This is a genomic window from Nonlabens sp. (assembly GCF_051251825.1).
Lineage (GTDB): Bacteria > Bacteroidota > Bacteroidia > Flavobacteriales > Flavobacteriaceae > Nonlabens.
Map to the genome: position 1 here is coordinate 1 of NZ_JBPOGG010000005.1, position 20572 is coordinate 20572.

The following is a 20572-nucleotide window of genomic DNA, read 5'->3' on the forward strand; positions in this document are numbered from 1 at the left end:
TAAATACTAAATACTAAATACTAAATACTAAATACTAAATACTAAATACTAAATACTAAATACTAAATACTAAATACTAAATACAGGACTGCCTACTGCCTACTAAGAACCTGCCTACTTTTCTTCTCTCTTCCGTTCCTCAAGTCGTGCTTTAAAACTACGTCTATCTTTAGTTCTAGAACGTCCATGGGTTTTGCGATTCCATAAAAGGAACACAAAAAAGGCAATAACTACAGCTCCTATATAAAGCCAGTCGGTGTAATTACTTATTCCTTCCATGGTTTATTACGTACATCAGTTTCTATAATTCCATCTCGTAAACGGATGACTCTATGAGCATGCTCAGCGATTTCTTCTTCGTGAGTTACGAGAATAACGGTATTACCATCGGCATGGATTTTATCAAAAAGTGCCATGATTTCCACACCAGTTTTAGAATCTAGATTTCCGGTAGGCTCATCGGCTAGTATGATGGATGGGTTATTAACTAGCGCTCTTCCTACTGCAACACGCTGGCGCTGTCCACCAGAAAGTTGGTTAGGCTGGTGATCCATACGATCTCCTAGGCCTACACTTTCAAGCACTTCGGTCGCTCGAGCATTACGTTGTTTTTTAGATTTCCCAGCATATACCATCGGTAATGCTACATTATCCAGTGCCGTAGTTCTAGGTAACAGGTTGAAAGTTTGGAAAACAAATCCTATTTCGGTATTTCTAATATTGGCCAGTTGATCATCGCTCAAGCTAGAAACATCAGTACCGTTCAATTTATAAGAACCAGCAGTAGGTGTATCTAGACAACCCAGCAAGTTCATTAAAGTAGATTTACCAGAACCCGATGGTCCCATAAGTGCTACATAATCACCACGTTTGATCTCGAGGTCTATTCCTTTGAGAACTTTTACAACTTCTTGTCCTAGTTTAAAATTACGCACAATACCGCGCACATCAATAACATTATCGCTCATAAGGTAAAAGTATAGAATTAAGCTCCTTTCTCATAGGACGTTTTAAATCTCTTAACGTTACAATTTGATGTAAAAACGTTCCTGCAATTGTTCTTTACGTAAAAATAACAAGCCTAAATCATATAAATCTACACTTGCCGTAACCTGTGAATGATGACATAATTGATCCCATGCCGCAGTCATATCGCCAGACCAGTAAATATCATCTAGGACAAAAACAGTGTTATTATGAGCAAATCTCAAACAGCTCTCAAAATAGGCTAGGGTAGCAGCACCATCGTGGTGTCCATCGATGTAAATCAAGTCATAACTGCTATCATGATCAGCCAGAAAATCTGTAAACTTTGAACAAATACTAATAATATTTTTTAATCCCAAATCGTTAAAGGATTGAACGGCAAATTGCTGTACTTCAGGACTTCCTTCCACGGTTGTGATATGAACATCGGGTTTTGAAATCGCCATCGCTTGCGTAGCAATTCCCAGAGAAGTTCCCAACTCCAGCACCTGTTGCACCTTAAAATAGGAGCACAATCGCATAAGTAAAGCTGCTGATTTTTGATCACTAGAATTGTGCTTGAGAATATCACTGACTTTGCGCACGTTTGATTTAAAAACTCTGCTGCCAGCACCATAATCTTTTATGTTAAGGATCGTGTGATTGTATTGTAAGCTTTCGCGAAAGCGTAACATTTCACCATACTGCTCATAATGATCTTTATCTCTTAAACATTTTTTCTCCAGTGTAAATACAAACGGCGAGTGAATCCCATGTAAATGAAAGGATTTGAGACTGTGTTTTATGTAATGTTTGAGTTGGTGGAGCAACTTGTTGGTTTATGGTTTGTTGTTTGTGGTTTGTTGTTTATTTGAACCTCAATGTCAGTTCGAGCGCAGTCGAGGACAGGTTGACAATCGCAAAGCTAATTTAAAAACAATGAAGCAGTGATCTATCGTGGTGTTGTAGCTGAAATTTTTTCTTGACAATTTAACTTCTCCAATGTCAGTTCGAGCGCAGTTTGCCTTTTCCAGCAGGCAGGTCGAGAACAGTTTATATTCTACAAAACTAGTTTAAAATCTGGACCATATTTATAATGCGTCCAATTTCTGCATTCTGCCAAAATAACTAGCATATCAAAATCACCTGTTGCTAAGGCTCTTTTCTTTTTTGAACTCCACTTTTTAATTTTCTTTTCAAAGTAAATTGCCTGTAATACATCGTTAAAACATTCTGAGAAAATGAGTTTCACAGGTCTTCTAGTTGATGTGTAAGTATGTTCTTTAGTTCCTTTTTGATGTTCAATGAATCTTCTTTCTAAGTCGTTTGTGATACCTGTGTAAATAGAATTATCTGAACATTCTAATAAGTAAACATAGTATTGGTAAGAAAACATAACTACAAGTTAATAAAAACTATTTAGATTCTCAATTGTTCTCGACCTGCCTTTGCCGGCAGGCAGGCTGCGCTCGAACTGACATATCGGTTTTGAGTAAGTTAAGAGTTTTAAATTGTTCTCGACCTGCCTTTGCTAGTAGGCAGGCTGCGCTCGAACTGACAAGATTGTTAAAAGGGTTAGAGTAATTCTAAACTGTTCTCGACCTGCCTTTGCCGGCAGGCAGGCTGCGCTCGAACTGACATTCAATTTCAAGTTCAATTTCTATTACCCAATAGCCTCAGTAAGTTCCAGCCACTCCATTTCTTTTTCTTCTAGATCAGCTTTTACTTGATCGAGTTTGATGGAGTTTGCGGCGAGTTCTTCTGGTGTGAGTGTGGTGTCTAGAAATGATTCTTGGAGTTTAGCACGCTGCTCTTCAAGTTTTTTAATATTGTTTTCTAGTCTGGAAATTTCTTTCTGCTGCTCGCGAGTAGGTCCTGCAGCTGCAACTTTTTTCTTTTCTACGGGTTTTGGTGCGATTACCTTTTCGCCTTGAGCGGTATCATCCTTATCAAGTGCAAGGTCTGTATTTCCTACATAAGCGCGGAAATCACTGTAGTTTCCAGGGAAATCTGTAACGGTTCCTGACTGGTTGAACACAAATAAATGATCCACAATCTTATCCATAAAATAACGGTCGTGACTCACTACGATCAGACAACCTGGGAAATCCATAAGGAAATTCTCGAGAATATTCAAAGTAGGAATATCAAGGTCGTTTGTAGGTTCATCAAGAATTAAAAAATTAGGATTCTGAATCAAAACGGTACACAAATACAATCGCTTGCGCTCGCCACCACTGAGTTTTTCTACAAAATCATGCTTCTTTTTGCTATCAAACATAAATCGCTCCAGCAGCTGACTCGCACTGATGATTTTACCTTTATTCAGCGGTATGTACTCTCCATATTCTTTAATCACATCAATCACCTTCTGACCTGGTTTGATGTCGATTCCGTTTTGCGTGTAGTAACCTATTTTAACGGTTTCACCAGTGACTACTTTTCCAGAGTCTGGCTGCAAATTACCGGTTAACATATTGAGGAATGTTGATTTCCCAGTTCCGTTTTTACCTATGATTCCTATACGTTCTCCTTTAATGAAATTATAAGAGAAGTTATCGATAAGGTTTTTACCTGGGAACGATTTTGAGATTTTATGAAGTTCTACGACTTTAGTTCCTAGACGTTCCATGTTAATCTCTAGCTCTACTTTATGGTCTTTACGACGGTTGTGAGCAGCTTCTTTAATCTGGTAAAAATCGTCGATACGAGATTTAGACTTAGTCGTACGCGCTTTAGGCTGACGACGCATCCATTGCAATTCTTTTTTATAGAGCTGTTGTGCCTTTTCTTGAGTGGTTTGCTCAATCTCTAGACGTTCCTCTTTTTTCTCAACATAGTAAGAATAGTTTCCTTTATAGGTATAAAGTTTACCGTTATCCAGTTCTATAATCTCATTACACACACGATCTAGGAAATAACGGTCGTGCGTTACCATGAGAATGGTATAATTTTCTTGCTTGAAATATTCTTCTAACCATTCAATCATTTCAAGATCCAGGTGGTTAGTAGGCTCATCCATAATGAGCAATTGAGGATCTGAGATTAGCGCGATCGCCATTGCAATACGTTTCTTCTGTCCACCACTGAGGTTAGCTACTTTTTGAGAAAGGTCGTCGAGTTTAAGTTTAGAAAGAATTTGCTTGTACTTGGTTTCAAAATCCCAAGCATTGGCAGCGTCCATCGCGTCAAAAGCCGCCTGGTACTTATCTGCATCTTCCATGTTTTGCAAGGCTTTCTCGTAGTTTGCAATAATTCTTATGGTAGGAATGTCTGAATCCAGAATAACTTCTTCAATCGTAGAATTAGGATTCAAGTCTGGTTCTTGTAGTAAAAATGCCATGCGCAAATCATTACGTCTATTCACGCTTCCTGTATTAGGTGGTTCTTTACCTATTATAATATCGAGTAAAGACGTTTTACCGAATCCGTTTTTTGCAACAAAACCTATTTTCTGACCTTCATTTATCCCAAGCGAGATATTATCAAACAACACACGTTCCCCAAAGCTACGAGAGACGTTTTCAACAGATATATAGTTCATGAATTCCTAAGTTTTAAGAGATTGCAATGATACGAGTTTTTAAGGTGAGTTAAAGGTTCTAGGTTGATGGTTTAAAGTCGTAGGTGTTTGATTTTTTAATCTCTTTTCACTTCGTGAAAATTTGATTTTGGATTGTCTAATTTTTTATTGGAGATTCAAGACTTCAGACTAAGAATTCAAATTTCGTTAATCGTTAATCGTTAATCGTTAATCGTTAATCGTTAATCGTTTATCGTTAATCGTTAATCAATGTTTGATATTTAAGCAAACAGGCTGCGCTCGAGCTGACATCGGAGTTGTAAACTAGAGGAAGAAAGCAAATCTCATGACTCAAAAACTCAAATTGGTATTCCATGTATAGTCAAGACTGTTGACTAATTTTCAAGTTCTAAAACATAAAACTCCTTCCCTTGAAGGAAGGCTGGGATGGGTGTTTCAAGAATGACTTTTTAAATCTCAAAGCGTTAATCGTTAATCAGTTTCGATATTCAACAGATAAAACCGTTCTCGACCTGCCTCTGCCGGCAGACAGACTCTCGCTCGAACCGACATAAAAAATCATTTCCTAATATGTAAGATTCCCACCTAAATCTAAACTTAAACTTAAATTGAAACTTAAATTGAAACTGCTCTCGAACTGACATTGTAACTGCGACTGAAAACTGAGACTGCAACTGAACACTGCGACTCAATACTGCGACTGAAAACTAGCAATCCATTCATTTCAACGAGTAGCTCATAGAATAGGTTCTACTAAATAGGCATTTTCACTAGATAACTTTATATTTACCGCTTATTCTAATTTAGTATATGCGTTCCCTAATAGGTTTATTAATAGTGATACTGGTTCTTATGGTAAGTTCCTGTATTCCTACCCGTAAAATCACATATTTACAGGAGTCAGATTCTGTTAAGAATGATTCCTTAATTACCATTCAAAAAGTACAGCCACCTTATAGATTACAAATCAATGATATTTTGAGCATACAAATCAAAGCTCCTTATGATCCTCAGCTGGTATCGATGTTTAACGTTTCAGCAAATAGTAACGGAAATGCAAGTATTCAACAAGCTGGCGGACTTTATTTTAGTGGATACACCATTGATCAACATGGTGATATAAGAGTACCACAATTAGGGAAAATTAAAGCACTAGGGTTAACACTTGAAGAATTAAGAGAACTCATTGAAAAAAGATTGCTATCCGAGTATTTTAAAGAAAATGCAGACTTATTTGTTACTGTGCGCCTTGGTGGCTTGCGATATGTAATGGCTGGAGAAGTAAGTGGTAAAGGAGAACAAACAATTTATAGGGATCAAGTGTCCATAGTTGAAGCCATAGCAAATGGTGGTGGTGTACCTATAACTGGTGATTTGACTAATGTGAGAATCGTCAGGCAATATCCTGATGGTGTTAAAGTACATCACCTAGATCTTACACAACTTGAAGTGATTTACTCACCATACTACTATATTCAACCTAACGATATGATTGTAGTAGATCCTTTACCACAGAAATCTCTGGGGACAGGTACAACTGGGCTGGCATCTTTTACAACTATAATTTCCGTTGTGACCACCTTGGTGACTACCGTATTATTCTTTACACGTTTATAAGATGGAAGAAGAAAGAGAAATTAATTCCTTATCTGGGATATTTGATATCAGACAGTTTTTTACAAAACTGATCAAATTGTGGTGGTTATTCATTCTTTGTCTAGGAATAGGCTTGGGTTATGCTCATTATAAAAACCAATTTATTCAAACGGTTTATAGTGCTAACTCCTTGATAAGTATTAAAGATAATTCAAATCCATTATTTACTAGTAATACTAGTTTAACCTTCAATTGGGGTGGAACAACTGATAAAGTGACAACAGCAATTGTACAGTTCAAGTCTCGCACGCACGCAGAGCAAGTTGTGGATGAGTTGCAGTATTATATCAATTACGTAAAAGAAGGTGATTATTATAATACTGATGCCTATAAGAAAACACCGTTCTTTATCTATGCAGATACGAGTTCAGCACAACTTTATGGGAAAAATATAAGAATTAAAGTTCTAGATCAAGAGCGTTTTGAGCTTTTTACAGATTTTTCTAGCTCAACAGCGAGCGGTTATGATTACGCTAGTAAAAAACCAGTGCCTGTTAATGTGCCGCAAGGACCTTGGAAAAAGCAATTCAAATTTGGCGATAAAATAGATTTACCATTTCTTAAAGTAGTCATTGACAAAAGAGGTGAGCAAATAAAGAAGGGAGAATGGCTTTTTAATTTTGGAAATTATTGGGGAACTGTAAATCGTTACAAAGCGATTTCCATAAGACAGGAGCCAAAAGGATCTTCAATATTACTGCTTAGTTTATCTGGTAAAAACAAACAGCGACTTATAGATTATATCAACACCAGTTCCGTCATTCTAGAAAGAGGTGAGCTGGAGCGCAAGAATAAATATGCGGTCAGTACCATTCAATACATTGATAGTTCACTAATCGTTCAAGAAAAGATGTTGAAAAAGTCTGAGAAAGATTTAGACGACTTCAGAGATAAATCTCAAATGCTCGATGCAACTGTCCAAAATTCGGATTTTAATAAAAAGCTCACTGAATTTGAAATTCAAAAACGCGGTATTCAAAACAAATTAAATTATTACGATAATTTAAAAAGCTACTTACAAAATAAAACGGACTATACCGCTATTCAAGCACCATCAGTAGTTGGTATAGGAGAAGGAAGTATATCTGCGGCAGTTGCTCGCTTAATTACATTGAGTGAGGAACGTAAAAAAAGAGAGTTTGCTATGCGTGCAGATGCTCCTGTGTTTCGTGAAATAGATCGAGATATTAATGCTGTAAAACAAGTGATATATGAAAATATCACCAGCTCTAAATCACTTTTAAGTCAAGAAATTAATGATCTCTATGGTCAAATTAATAAAGTGGAAGCACAAATTAAAAAATTACCAAAAGAGCAACAAGAATTTCTCAAAATCCAGAGACAGTTTGATGTGAATCAAAACACCTATAATATCTTCATGGCCAAGAAAGCCGAAGCTGAACTCATCAAAGCTGCAAATGTATCAGACGTTTATGTAATAGATGAGGCTAAAGATACCGGTGGCGGTGGTGCTAGTAAGGACTTGAATATCAACTATCTAATGGCGCTGCTTGTAGGGATCGCTATTCCTATAACAGTAGCATTCATACTCACACTACTTGATTTTTATGTCCATTCTCCTAAGGATATTGAAAAATTGTCTAAAATACCACTCATAGGTGTAATAGGTAAAATGGATCACCCTACTAATTTGATTGTTAAGGATAAGCCTAAATCTACCATTGCAGAATCCTTCAGAGGAATACGGTCCAGTTTACATTTTATTTATGATCAAGATTCCTTAGATGGATCTCGTACTATAATGGTAACCAGTAGTGTAAGTGGAGAAGGTAAAACCTTTACTAGTATCAACCTTGCAACTGTTTTTGCTTTGAGTGGAAAACGTACCTTACTGGTAGGAATGGATTTGAGGAAACCTAAAATATTTGACGATTTTGGAATCGATAATGATTTAGGGGTTTCTAATTACCTCGTAAATGATTGTAATTTAAATGAAATTATACGTTCTGCGGGAATGGAAAATTTAGATATAGCATTGTCAGGTCCAGTACCACCTAATCCTAGTGAGTTGATCATGTCCAGGAGAGCAGGAGAAATGATTGAGCAATTTAAAAAAGACTATGACTACATCATTCTAGACACGCCACCACTAGGACTAGTGGCTGATGCGCTCGAGATTGCTAAGTATGCCGACGCCTCTTTGTACATGGTGCGTCAGGGATATACTAAGAAAGGAATGCTTGATGTAGTGAATGAAAAATATAATCGTGAAGAGATTAAGAACCTTAGTTTTGTATTTAACTACTTTAATGAGCGTGGTAAATATGGTTATGGTTATGGCTACGGTTATGGTTATGGCTATGGAGCTTATGGAAATGGGTATCATGAAAATGACATGAAAGACGGTTTTTTAACACGAGTTAAAAAAATTATCAAGGCAATTCTCATCCCTAATAAATAGTTTAATTCCGCTTTTGCGAAAGCGTTTAATAAGAGATAATGGCTCAAAAACAAGAATGGCTTTATGAAATAAAACCTAAGGGCAAACTAATAGATTTGAATTTAGTCGAGATATGGAGCTATAGAGATTTACTTGTTCTTTTTATAAAAAGAGATATCGTTACTGTTTATAAGCAAACCATTCTAGGGCCATTATGGTTTTTAATTCAACCACTTTTTACGAGTGTGGTTTTTACTCTGGTATTTAATGAAGTGGCAGGAATAGACAATGGTGCGATTCCTAACTTTTTATTCAACTTAACCGGTTTAACGCTGTGGAGTTACTTCAAGGAATCGTTGAACGCGACCAGTAATACTTTTAAGTCAAATGCTGGACTCTTCGGTAAAGTGTATTTTCCACGATTTATCGCGCCAGCATCTAAGGTGCTGTCGGGACTTTTTAAATTTGGAATACAATTATTAATCTTGATTATTTTTTATGTCTATTATGCTGTTAATGGCATGGAAGTGCGCCCATCATTTTACCTTATTTTATTGCCAATAGTTATACTCAATGTCATTTTATTGGCTATGGGAATAGGAATGATTCTATCTGCCTTTACCACTAAATATAGAGATTTATCTATTCTTATAGGTTTTGGGTTAAATCTTGTGATGTATTTAAGTGCTGTCATGTACTCTATGGAGGCCGCTCAAGATAAATTAAAGGATTATTATTGGGCAGTAGAGTGGAATCCGCTAGCGCATATTATAGAGAGTTATCGTACGATATGGTTTGATAATCTTGAGATTCACTGGACTGGAATTTATGTAGGGCTTGGACTAGGACTGATGTTGTTTTTTATAGGTCTTGTTGTTTTTAATAAGACCGAAAAAACCTTTATAGATACCGTATAATGGGAAAAACGATACGTTTATACTGGTGGAGCGAGATTTATATCCAGAAAAAGGATTATGAAAACTATGGTGATTTATTAGGGAAATATCTGGTAGAAAAAATAGCAGGTAAAAAAGTAATATGGCAACGTGCTCACAAGTTTTACTTGAAAAATTACTGGAAACCGCTATATGTGACTATAGGTAGTATTCTAGAACATATTGGGTCGCATTGCACCGTTTGGGGTAGTGGCATTATCTCTAGAAAGGCACAAGTGGCTAGTGGAACATTTTTGGCGGTGAGAGGTCCGCTTTCGCGCAAGCGTATTCAAGAACTAGGTTACGATTGTCCGGCAGTTTATGGAGATCCTGCTTTACTGCTGCCATTACATTATCGTCCACGAGTAGAAAAAAAATATCAACTAGGAATCGTGCCACATATCAATGATTATGAACATGTGCTGGAATGGTATAAGGATCATGATCGCATAAAAATCATTAACTTTAAAACCAATGATGTAGAGCATACGACAAACGAGATTTTATCTTGTAAACATATTTTATCTTCATCTTTACACGGAATTATAGTAGCGCATGCATATCAAATTCCGGCGGTGCAAGTACAATTCTCTGACCGTATTTATGGTGATGGAGTGAAATATCACGATTATTTAATGTCTGTAGGACTTGATCCTTATGATCCAGAATTTATGAATGAATCCCTAGAGATTGAAATTTGTATAGAAAAAGTAACCCGTCACGAGCAGCGATTGCCACAAGCTGCCGCGATTCTAGAAATACAAGAAAATTTAATGCAAGTATGTCCTTTTAAATCTACCGACTCATGAGCGATGATGATATCATTTTAAAAGCAGAAAACATTTCTAAACAGTACCGTCTGGGACTGGTAGGAACTGGTACTATCGCACATGATTTAAACAGAATGTGGCACAGAGTGCGAGGCAAGGAAGATCCATATTTACAAATAGGAGCGATAAACGACCGAAGCGCCACAGCAAGTTCTGACTATGTATGGGCATTGAGAGATATTAACTTTGAGGTTAAACGTGGCGAAATTCTAGGAATTATAGGCAAAAATGGAGCAGGAAAATCTACACTTCTTAAAATTTTATCTCGAGTAACTAGCCCTACTACAGGATTTATTAAAACCAAAGGTCGCATTGCGAGTTTACTAGAAGTAGGAACCGGCATGCATCCAGAACTTACTGGTAGAGAAAATATTTTTCTCAACGGCGCCATACTGGGAATGACCAAAGATGAAATCACCAGTAAGATAGATGAGATCGTAGAATTCTCGGGTTGTCAAATGTATATAGACACACCGGTTAAACGTTACTCGAGCGGTATGCGTGTGCGATTAGGATTTGCCGTAGCGGCGTTTCTAGAACCCGATATTTTGGTAGTAGATGAGGTGCTTGCTGTCGGTGATGCTGAGTTCCAGAAAAAGGCTATTGGAAAAATGCAAGATATTTCAAATACGGGTGGAAGGACTGTGCTATTTGTGAGTCATGATATGGCAGCCATAAACAGATTATGTCCTAGATGTATTTTATTGAAGAACGGTTCAATTGTTGCTCATGATATAACCAGTAATGTGTTAGATCAATATTTAGCTGATAATACCGAAGGATTTAAAGTTCAGGTGCAACCGGAAAACTTAGTTGATAAAGATCTAAAATTAATTAGTGTATCTCTAAATCTAGAGAATGGAACTTTAGTAAAGGGTATTCATGATGTGTACACCGACTTTTATATTAATTTCAGAATCAAATGTGAGAAGGTCATTAGAAAACCTTTGATATCGTTTCACTTTAAAAATAGTAGAGATGAGTTTGTGATATTTTCAGATATTAATGATAATAATAGTAATGTTTTACCTGAGAAACCTGGATATTATAATTACTCTATTAAAATAGAGCAACCATTACTCAAACCAGACAGATATTACTTGTACGTAGGAATCGTTAATAATGATACTGGTCAAACAAATCATTTTCCAAGTTTGCTGAATTTTGAGTTGCAAGATTCTAAAAATGTTCGATCAAAAAGGGCTGGTTATATTTATAAAAAATTTAAATGGAATTCTTAAAGTTTGTGTATGAAAATAATAGCTGAAAGTGCTTTTAATCATCAAGGTTCATTAACTTATTTGAAAAATCTTGCTAATGAAGCAAGGAAATCAGGTGCTGATTTTTTTACTTGTCAAGTAATGAACGTGGAGGCATTTTGCACTCAAGATTATTCTAAATATACCTTATATAAAGAAACTGAATTTAGTAAGAAAGAATGGATTGAGTTATTTGATTATTGTAATGATATATCTTTAGATGTTATTCCGTGTGTTTTAGATGAAGAATCTTTTTCCTTATGCTATTCATACGGTTATAGACTGATAAAAATTCATGCTACAGACATTACTAATAAACCATTATTAGAAGAGATTGCTCAAAAAAGTGATTGTAGAGTAATTCTTGAAACTCAATGTGCTACACTTCTTGAAGTTAAATTAGGTATCAATATTTTAGGAGAAGATAAAGTAGAAGCATTATTTTCTGGCTATAGTAATTATCCATCTGAGGTAGAAGAATTAAACTTAAATGTATTAGATACATTTAAAAATGATTTTGGTTTTCATGTAGGGTTTGCAGACCATACTATTGATACTCAAAACGTACCTTTAATGCTGCTAGCTAAAGGATGTAGATATATTGAAAAGCATATCACATTGTCTAGAAATCATAGGAATTTTGACTGGCAAGTATCTTTGTATCCACATGAGTTTGCTTCAATGGTGCATACCATCAGACAATATGAATTGGCATTAGGTAATGGAGTAAAACATCCCACAGAAAATGAAAAGGCCTTCAGGAATATCATGTACAAAAAGGTAGTTCCAAATTCAAACACTTTGAAGAGGTCAGATAAAGGTCAGCATTTTATAGAAAATAAAATTAACACATTTGATCAAAATAATATTGTTGTAGCAGTCATTGCAAGGTTAAAGTCACAACGATTGAAAAATAAGGTCCTCTTACCTTTTGGTGGTGATAAAATGATTGTGAGCTTATATCAGAGGTTATCGCTGGCTAATAAAATAAAGAAAGTATTTCTTACTACTAGTAACTTGAATGAGGATAAACCTTTGGTGAATTTATTTCAAGAAAAAAATCTTAAGGTATTTGAAGGTCATCCTATTTCTGTTATTGATAGGATGCTCGATTTAGCAATGGAAGAACAAGCTTCTGCTATTTTTAGAGTTACCGGAGATAACCCTTTTACAGATCCACAATTATTAGACGAGATGGTCGAGTTGCTTCACTTACATGATTTGGACTATGTTAAAGTTAATGGAGTACCTTTTGGAGTAGGAGCAGAACTTTTTTCAACTAAATATTTGTGGAATTTATATCTACAATTAGATGACACTATGACTTCTGAGTATTTGTCTTGGTATGTTCTGAATGATGAAGATATAAGAATGGGTGCTATTGACGTAGAAATGAATAACGAATCTGAATTGGTTAACCTATCGGTTGATTATGAAGAAGATTATTTAAGATGTTTGAATCTTTTAAATAACATAGGGAAAAAGAATTTGAATGAAGTCACGTTAAAAGATATCGACGATAATCTTGAAAATTGTGACAAAGTAGATGTCGAAAAGGAAATAAAATTACCTAAAGGTCAAAAAATTAAAATGAAGGAGTATATTAAATCTTTTAAAGAGAAAAACTGCATTGCGCGAAAAATATATATTATCAAATGACCTATGTAATTGGTGAGATTGGACAGAATCATAATGGATCAACAGACTTAGCTAAAGTTATAATTGATCTTATTACTAAACCTAGAAAAGAAGGTTATTTTGATATTCCCTTTAAAGGAATGGATGCTATTAAATTAACAAAAAGAGATTTAAAATATGAATTGTCTGATTCACAAATGAACAGACCTTATAATAACCCAAATAGTTTTGGAAAAACATATGGTGAACATAGAGATTTTCTTGAATTAAATGATGAAGAGCATTTTGAGATCTACTTACACGCTAAGAGTAAAGGCTTAGATTTTGTAGAAACCCTTTGCGCACCTTCTTGCCTCTCTATGCTTAAATTCTTTACACCAGATAAATTAAAAGTAGCGAGTAGAGATCTAACTAATTTGCCATTACTCGAAGCTTTAGCGGAAACTAAGTTGCCAATAATATTATCCACTGGTATGGCTGGTAAGAAAGAGTTGGATGACGCTCTTGAAGTTCTTACAAAATTTCATGAGGATATTGCAATTTTACACTGTGTTTCTGAATACCCTACTCAACCTAAGAATACTAATCTCAATACAATTCCTTATTTAAAAAAATTATATCCTCAATATACGATTGGTTATTCAGATCACACAATTGGTATCACAGCGCCAGTAGTAGCAATGTCTCTCGGTGCCGAGATAATTGAAAAGCATATAACCTTAGATAGAGGGATGAAAGGAACTGATCAAGCTGGATCCTTAGGGCCAGAAGGCGTTTACCGAATGATGCGAGACATAAGAATTATAGAAGAATCGATGGGAGAAGAGAAAATCTTCATTGCCGATAGTGTTAAAACTGCTAGAGAAAAATTAGAACGCTCGATTGCATCAAATAAAAAGCTACTTAAAGGTCATGTAATTACTGAAGATGATATTCATCTTTTATCTCCAGGAAATGGTATTAAATGGACTAATCGCGAAGAAATTATAGGTAAAACCTTATTGACGGACATGCCATCAAACGAGATTTTACTAATGGAAAATCTTAAATAATATGGCAATTAAAACTAAAACCTTAGCTTCTAATTCAGAGTTGCAAAAAAGAGAAGAATTTCAACGATTGTATGAGCAATGTCCCATTCCTATTAATGAAAGATTATCAAATCTTGGACTTTTTGTAAAAAGGCAAGACTTTACAAAACAATTATTCTTGAATGACCTCTATAGTAAAATAAAAGATGTTCATGGAGTAATAATGGAATTTGGTGTAAGATGGGGACAAAATTTAGTAACATTGAACAATTTGAGAGGAATTCATGAGCCATATAACTATAGCAGAAAAATCATTGGATTTGATACTTTTGAGGGTTTTGATAGCATAGATATAAAAGATGGTAATCATGAAATAATAGAAAAAGGTGCTTTTGGAGTATCTGAATTTTATGAAGACTACTTAAATAAAATACTTGCTTATCACGAAACTGAAAGTCCGCTTTCACAAATCCAAAAGAATTCAATTGTAAAAGGAAATGCAATTGAAACTTTAGCTAATTATTTACAGCAACACCCAGAAACAATTATCGCATTTGCATATTTTGATTTTGACATTTATCAACCTACAAAAGAATGCCTGCATTTGATAAAACCATATTTGACTAAGGGTAGTATAATTGGTTTTGATGAACTTGTTGATCCAAATTTTCCTGGAGAAACCATTGCTTTACGCGAAGTATTTGGCACGCATAATTATGCAATTAAAAGAAGCCCTTTTAGTGGTATTCAATCATATTTAATCTTTGAATAAATGAAATTACCGAAATTAGTTTTGACAGATATTGACGGTGTATGGACTGATGGAGGGATGTACTACGATCAAACAGGAAATGAATTTAAAAAATTTAATACTTCTGATAGTGCAGGAGTACTATTTTGTAAAAGACTAAATATTCCTGTAGGGATTATAACAGGAGAGAATACGAACATAGTCGCTAAACGAGCAGAAAAATTAAATATAAGCATATTACATCAAGGTATAGGAGATAAATTACCAGTAGCCTTACAAATCTGTAAAGATTTAAATATTCAAATTAGTGATGTAGCTTACATAGGAGATGATTTAGGTGATATCAGTTTATTAAGAGAAGCAGGTGTTAGTGCCAGTCCTGCTAATGCACCTGATTATATTAAAAAAATCACACATTTTACAACCCAAAAGGCAGGTGGAGAAGGTGCGTTTAGAGAGTTTGTTGAGACCATTTTAGGTAATGACAGAATTACCAATTTACTTACTCATTTTTAGTGTATAATGTTCAAAAACAGATCGGAATATATTGGTATTGTAGAGCAAATCAATAATTCAGTTATAGATATATTTGATTCTTTCTTTGGCATTAACATTGAATTTATTTTGAAAATTCAATTAAGTTATCAGCTTCATTTAGCCTATGCAAAAGGTAGTTTTCCTAATTTTAATGACTATAGACCTTTATATTTAAATAAATATGGAAGTGTATCAAGTTATTTTTATATCCTCAAATCCCTTTTTATTTTATCGTTAAAAATTTTTTACTTTAAGTTTTTTGTAAAGTTCTCTAAAAAACACATAGTTTTTGTCGGTAATACTACTCACAACACTTTATTGAATGATGAATGTCAAAATTTATACTTAAGTGCTTTTACAGAGAAATATTCGCCAAAAGATAGATTGTTACTTTACTTGGATGCGAAAAATAATAACGAGTTTAGTGATTTTTATTTGGATTTATTTATAGAATGGTATAAAATACTTTATTCTCTCAAATATTCATTTTCAAAAAAATCATTAAAGTTTTTTAAAAAATATGGTGATAGTATAAACTCGCACCTTCAATCTCATGTCGGTAAATCATTTAAGGGAATTGATGTTTTTTTAGCAGATCAAGTCGTTGAATATTTAGTACATAAAAATGCTTATCGACAATTATTATTGAAACTTAAACCATCGATTGTTCAAGGCTATTGTTTTTATGAAAATAGGATTAATGCAATGATCAGTGCTGCAAATTCATTAAATATAAAAACAATTGAATATCAACATAGTGCAATTTCTAATTCCCATTTTGCCTATTCAAAATGGGAAAGAGTAGATGAGCTATATTTACATTTTCCATCATACTTTTATGTATGGAATAAAAGTGATCTATTATTGATAAATGACAATTTTGTAGGAGTTTGTCATAAACCTCAAGGAAAAATAGTTGGGATTAAACATTTAGCACCGCTTCCAACTTTAGGAGAAAAAAAGCGAAACAAATTGTTGATTTGTTTACAGGGTATCTGGATGCCTCAATGGTTAGAGGATTTTATAATTAAAGATGATAATCATCAATGGTTCATACGTCTTCATCCCAGGTATCCTAATGATAAGACACAATTAAATAAGTTGGATAAGCTAAATAAAAAAAACCTATATATACATGAAGCAAATACTTCAGTTTTAGAAGAGTTGTTAAAGCAATCAATTGGTTTAATTACTTGTTTTTCAGGAACTGCTTTAGAAGCTTATAATTTAGGAATCGAAGTTTTAATTTATGGAGAGGAAGGCAAATCCGCTTTCAATAAATTTATTGAAGATGGACAATTTACTTACGTTTTTAACGAAAGGATTTTGGAAAATAAATTAAACCTATTAAAACCTTTAATAACCACTTAATGAAAATTTTATTTTTCACACATTATAGTTCACTCTACGGAGCTAACAGGTCGTTGATAGATATAATTGAAGGGTTAGAGAAATTTGGCGTTATTTCCACTGTAGTCATGCCTAATGGTGGAGATTTAACAAATGCTTTACTAAAAAAAAACATTCCATTTATAATTCATCACTTTAAGCCTTGGATCTTTATCGATGACGTCAAGCCAAATTCTTTGAAGTCAAAAATGATTCATTGTTGGGAAAAGCAGGAAAATAGAATTAAAATACAGAAATATAATAAGCAACAACTGTTAAATCTCAAAAGTAATATTTTAAAAGAAGAAGATTTTGATGTTGTTTATTCAAATACCTCTGTTTTTGACTTTGGATTCAATTATTCAGAATTAATTGATTCCAGACACGTTTGGCATCTTAGAGAAACTCCTCAACAATATCAATTTAAATGGATATATAAAAATAGTAGAATTACTAAATCTTTTAATGATTCTGATTTAATTATTTCAGTTTCCAATTATGTCAGAGAAAATTTCGTTAATAGTTTGGGCTTAAAGGACATCATTGTTGAATACAATTCAGTAATGAGCAAAGATCGCCTCTATTCTTTAGAAGCTTTAAGATCGAATATTAAAACTGAAAAAAGTAATTTTCTGACTTTTGGTTTAGTAGGTTTAATACATCCAAATAAAGGGCAAATAGAGGCTATAAAGGCTCTAAAAATTGTCGTAGAGAAATTCCCTTCATGTAAATTGTTAATTATAGGTGGTGGAGATGTGGATGAACTTTCAACGTTAGTACAGTCCTTAAACTTGGATAATAATGTAAGTATCATTGGAGAAGTAAATGATCCTTTTGAGTACTATTTAGAGATGGATGCTTATTTAATGTGTTCTAAAAAAGAAGGTCTCGGCAGAGTAACTTTGGAAGCAATGTCTGTTAGTTTACCTATTATCGCTTTTAATGATGGTGGTACAGCTGAAATTATCAAAGAAAATTATAATGGTTTGTTCTATCAAAATGGACATATTGAGTTAGCAGATAAAATGATTACCTTAATTACAAATAAAAATCTTCGGAAAAAATTAGGTGAAAATGGTAGAACATACTTTGAGGATAATTTTATTAATGAAATTTATGTTCACAAAATTCATAATCACTTATCTAAGTTGATAAATTAGATTCAAAGCATGTCTTTTTATACTATCTCAATCTTAACGATTAATTATAATGATGTATCAGGTCTTGAACGCACTATAAAAAGTGTTCAAAATCAATCAATTGCTCTCAAAGATCATATAATCATAGACGGCGGCAGTAATGATGGAAGTAAAGAATTAATTGAGAAACATAAAAGTTGCTTTAGTTACTGGATAAGTGAACCTGATAATGGAGTTTATGACGCCATGAATAAAGGTATTGAAAAAGCAAACGGAGATTATTTGCTTTTTTTAAATAGTGGAGATCATTTTAAAGATGATCATAGTTTATCAAAATTAGTCGCAGTTATAGATGAAACTGATCCAGTTGAATTAATTTATGGAAATATAGAGGTTGTAGCAGATCGTACTTGGATTAAAAAATATCCAGCTATACTTCATTTAGATTATTTTATTAAAGATAGTTTACCGCATCCTGCAACGCTTATTAGAAAAGATTGTTTTAATAACCAGCTTTATGATACTTCGTTAGATATAGTTGCAGACTGGAAGTTCTTCTTGTTAGGAATAGGTAAACAATCACTTAAATACCGTTATGTAGATGAAGTCATTAGTGTTTTTTACTACGACGGCATTAGCAGCCAACAGCATGCGCAAATTAGTAAAGAGCGTGCAAAAGTAATTCGTCAATATTTTCCTAATAAACTTAAATTACATTATTCATATTACCCTAGTAAGCTAAAAAAGAATTTCAGTCTTGCCAAAAAGAAAATGAATTCATTGATTAAAAAAATTAAAAATATAATAATAGATGGTTAAAGTTTCAGTAATCGTACCGTGCTATAATCAAGGTGAATTCCTTGACGAGTGCCTGCAGTCTGTTTTAAACCAAAGTTATGAAGATTGGGAATGCATTATCGTAAATGACGGTAGTACTGATAACTCTGAGGATATTCTTAGAAGATGGATACAAAATGATTCTAGGTTTTCCTTAATGTCCATAGAGAATGCTGGCGTGAGTAATGCTCGTAATCAGGGAATTACAAAAGCAAAAGGTGAATATATTTTACCACTCGATGCCGATGATTACATTCATGAAAATTATTTAGAAAGCGCATTTGATATTTTTAATACTTCTCCTTCATGTAAAGTAGTTTATGGAGCTGTTATGATGGTAGGTGAGAAGAATAAAAAATGGGAATTACCTGAATTCAGCATGAAGGAACTTGCTATTTCTAATATAATTCCTGTCAGTGGAATTTACAGAAAAGAAGAATGGCAACGAATAGGAGGATATGATGTTAAATTGGATAAAGGACTTGAGGATTGGGAGTTTTGGATTCATTTATTAAAAGATGATCCGGTTGTCAAATTCATTGATGAAATAAGTCTTTATTATCGCATCAAACCAGAGTCTCGCAATACTGGAGTGAATCAATTATTACAGGCCGAAATACAGTCTTATGTGTTTAATAAACATGCAAACTATTATATGAAGACCTTTGGTAGTTACCATGAATTATTAAAGAAGTTGAAGTATCAAGAAATGGAGTTGACCGGTTTTAAAAATAGTTTGAATTATAAGATTTTCAAATCGATAAGAAAGATTAAACAGCTATTTAAGTAATGGTTTCCATCATCATAGTTAATTATAATACACCTGATCTTGTTGCTCAAGCAGTTTCTTCCGTTTATAAGTATTTGGATTTGCAGTTATTTGAAGTGATCGTGGTGGATAACGCGAGTACAAAGGGTTCTATAGAAAATGCAATGGCTGCTTTTCCTGAAGTGATCTTAATAAAAAGTGAGGAGAATTTAGGCTTTGGTAGAGCAAATAATTTAGGATATCAACATGCTCAAGGTACATATATCCTATTACTCAACTCTGATGCTTATTTGGTTGACAGCAGCAGTATTCCTATGATGATGGACTATCTAGAGAAGCATGAACATGTGGGAATAGTAGGTCCTAACTTCATAAAAAAAGATGGTTCCCAAAATTATGCTTATGGTAATCTACTAGAGAAGCGCAAAATATGGAGCGATTTAGGGATTAATAAATTATCAATTGAAGAATCACGAATCTATGCGACCTATAAAGTATGTGATAAAGAAGCTTCAAAAGAGGTAGGTTATCTAGCTGCAGCTGGAATTCTTATTAAATCAACTGTAATTAAAGAGCTAGGATTGTTTGATCCTCATATTTTTTTATACTACGAAGATATGGAGCTGGGATGGAGATATTCCCAGCATAATTACAGTAGTGTTTTAATTCCAGAGGCTACCATTGTGCATTTAGGTGGTGGATCAGGTTCTTCTATTTCTCAAGAATTACAACAAAAAATATCAGATAGTAAATCATATTATATTAAAAAGAGATTTGGTGCTTTCTTTCTTTTAAAAGTTAAGTTGGTATCTTTCTTTTTGAAGGGTTATAAAAGGCTTAAAAGAAGAGTTTCATAAGTTGTATTTTTGAATCATAATCTATCATCGATA

General features: G+C 33.9%; 19 protein-coding genes. 14 read left to right on the plus strand and 5 right to left on the minus strand.

The genetic code is table 11. From position 1 onward, the window contains the following. Positions 1-114: 114 nt before the first annotated feature. The 5 genes from ACSHWW_RS07620 to ACSHWW_RS07640 form a co-directional block, all read right to left on the minus strand. Positions 115-279 (minus strand): hypothetical protein, encoded by a 165-nt coding sequence (locus ACSHWW_RS07620; protein ID WP_435681840.1) that lies wholly within the window; start codon positions 277-279, stop codon positions 115-117. After that, positions 267-968 (minus strand): ABC transporter ATP-binding protein, encoded by a 702-nt coding sequence (locus ACSHWW_RS07625; protein ID WP_435681841.1) that lies wholly within the window; start codon positions 966-968, stop codon positions 267-269. Before ACSHWW_RS07625 ends, ACSHWW_RS07620 begins: the two co-directional genes overlap by 13 nt. 57 nt (positions 969-1025) lie before the next feature. Continuing rightward, positions 1026-1796, minus strand: coding sequence for an O-methyltransferase (locus ACSHWW_RS07630; RefSeq protein WP_435681842.1), 771 nt, complete (start codon positions 1794-1796; stop codon positions 1026-1028). Between the two features lie 230 nt (positions 1797-2026). Next, positions 2027-2362, minus strand: coding sequence for a GIY-YIG nuclease family protein (locus ACSHWW_RS07635; protein WP_435681843.1), 336 nt, complete (start codon positions 2360-2362; stop codon positions 2027-2029). 267 nt (positions 2363-2629) lie between these two features. Beyond that, a complete protein-coding gene (locus ACSHWW_RS07640; protein ID WP_435681844.1) occupies positions 2630-4510 on the minus strand; it encodes an ABC-F family ATP-binding cassette domain-containing protein in 1881 nt (626 codons plus the stop codon). A gap of 810 nt (positions 4511-5320) precedes the next feature. On the opposite strand from ACSHWW_RS07640, the gene ACSHWW_RS07645 reads away from it, so the two are divergent. Genes ACSHWW_RS07645 through ACSHWW_RS07710 form a run of 14 tightly spaced genes read left to right on the plus strand, consistent with a single transcriptional unit; the run spans position 5321 to position 20539 of the window. Continuing rightward, the gene (locus ACSHWW_RS07645) at positions 5321-6127 is read left to right on the plus strand and encodes a polysaccharide biosynthesis/export family protein (protein ID WP_435681845.1); all 807 of its coding nucleotides are present in this window, start codon (positions 5321-5323) and stop codon (positions 6125-6127) included. A gap of 1 nt (position 6128) precedes the next feature. Next, positions 6129-8588, plus strand: coding sequence for a polysaccharide biosynthesis tyrosine autokinase (locus ACSHWW_RS07650; protein WP_435681846.1), 2460 nt, complete (start codon positions 6129-6131; stop codon positions 8586-8588). A 38-nt stretch (positions 8589-8626) separates the two neighbouring features. Then, positions 8627-9484 (plus strand): ABC transporter permease, encoded by an 858-nt coding sequence (locus tag ACSHWW_RS07655; protein WP_435681847.1) that lies wholly within the window; start codon positions 8627-8629, stop codon positions 9482-9484. Then, positions 9484-10311, plus strand: coding sequence for a polysaccharide pyruvyl transferase family protein (locus ACSHWW_RS07660; protein WP_435681848.1), 828 nt, complete (start codon positions 9484-9486; stop codon positions 10309-10311). The genes ACSHWW_RS07655 and ACSHWW_RS07660 overlap by 1 nt, the downstream gene beginning before the upstream one ends. Then, a complete protein-coding gene (locus ACSHWW_RS07665) occupies positions 10308-11573 on the plus strand; it encodes an ABC transporter ATP-binding protein (RefSeq protein ID WP_435681849.1) in 1266 nt (421 codons plus the stop codon). The genes ACSHWW_RS07660 and ACSHWW_RS07665 overlap by 4 nt, the downstream gene beginning before the upstream one ends. A 9-nt stretch (positions 11574-11582) precedes the next feature. After that, complete coding sequence (locus ACSHWW_RS07670) at positions 11583-13250, plus strand: N-acetylneuraminate synthase family protein (RefSeq protein WP_435681850.1); 1668 nt, start codon at positions 11583-11585, stop codon at positions 13248-13250. After that, the gene (locus tag ACSHWW_RS07675) at positions 13247-14281 is read left to right on the plus strand and encodes an N-acetylneuraminate synthase family protein (protein ID WP_435681851.1); all 1035 of its coding nucleotides are present in this window, start codon (positions 13247-13249) and stop codon (positions 14279-14281) included. The genes ACSHWW_RS07670 and ACSHWW_RS07675 overlap by 4 nt, the downstream gene beginning before the upstream one ends. Position 14282: 1 nt before the next feature. After that, positions 14283-15032 (plus strand): crotonobetainyl-CoA--carnitine CoA-transferase, encoded by a 750-nt coding sequence (locus tag ACSHWW_RS07680; RefSeq protein ID WP_435681852.1) that lies wholly within the window; start codon positions 14283-14285, stop codon positions 15030-15032. Continuing rightward, the gene (locus ACSHWW_RS07685) at positions 15033-15527 is read left to right on the plus strand and encodes a KdsC family phosphatase (RefSeq protein ID WP_435681853.1); all 495 of its coding nucleotides are present in this window, start codon (positions 15033-15035) and stop codon (positions 15525-15527) included. Positions 15528-15533: 6 nt separating this feature from the next. Beyond that, entirely contained in the window at positions 15534-16919 is a 1386-nt protein-coding gene (locus tag ACSHWW_RS07690) for a hypothetical protein (protein ID WP_435681854.1), read from the plus strand. Next, positions 16919-18097 (plus strand): glycosyltransferase family 4 protein, encoded by a 1179-nt coding sequence (locus tag ACSHWW_RS07695; protein WP_435681855.1) that lies wholly within the window; start codon positions 16919-16921, stop codon positions 18095-18097. Before ACSHWW_RS07690 ends, ACSHWW_RS07695 begins: the two co-directional genes overlap by 1 nt. Before the next feature lie 9 nt (positions 18098-18106). Next, positions 18107-18895: a glycosyltransferase family 2 protein gene (locus ACSHWW_RS07700; protein WP_435681856.1), complete on the plus strand. Its 789-nt coding sequence runs from the start codon at positions 18107-18109 to the stop codon at positions 18893-18895. Beyond that, positions 18888-19703, plus strand: a complete 816-nt coding sequence (locus ACSHWW_RS07705) for a glycosyltransferase (RefSeq protein WP_435681857.1) — start codon at positions 18888-18890, stop codon at positions 19701-19703. Before ACSHWW_RS07700 ends, ACSHWW_RS07705 begins: the two co-directional genes overlap by 8 nt. Next, a complete protein-coding gene (locus tag ACSHWW_RS07710; RefSeq protein ID WP_435681858.1) occupies positions 19703-20539 on the plus strand; it encodes a glycosyltransferase family 2 protein in 837 nt (278 codons plus the stop codon). Before ACSHWW_RS07705 ends, ACSHWW_RS07710 begins: the two co-directional genes overlap by 1 nt. Positions 20540-20572: the final 33 nt, after the last annotated feature.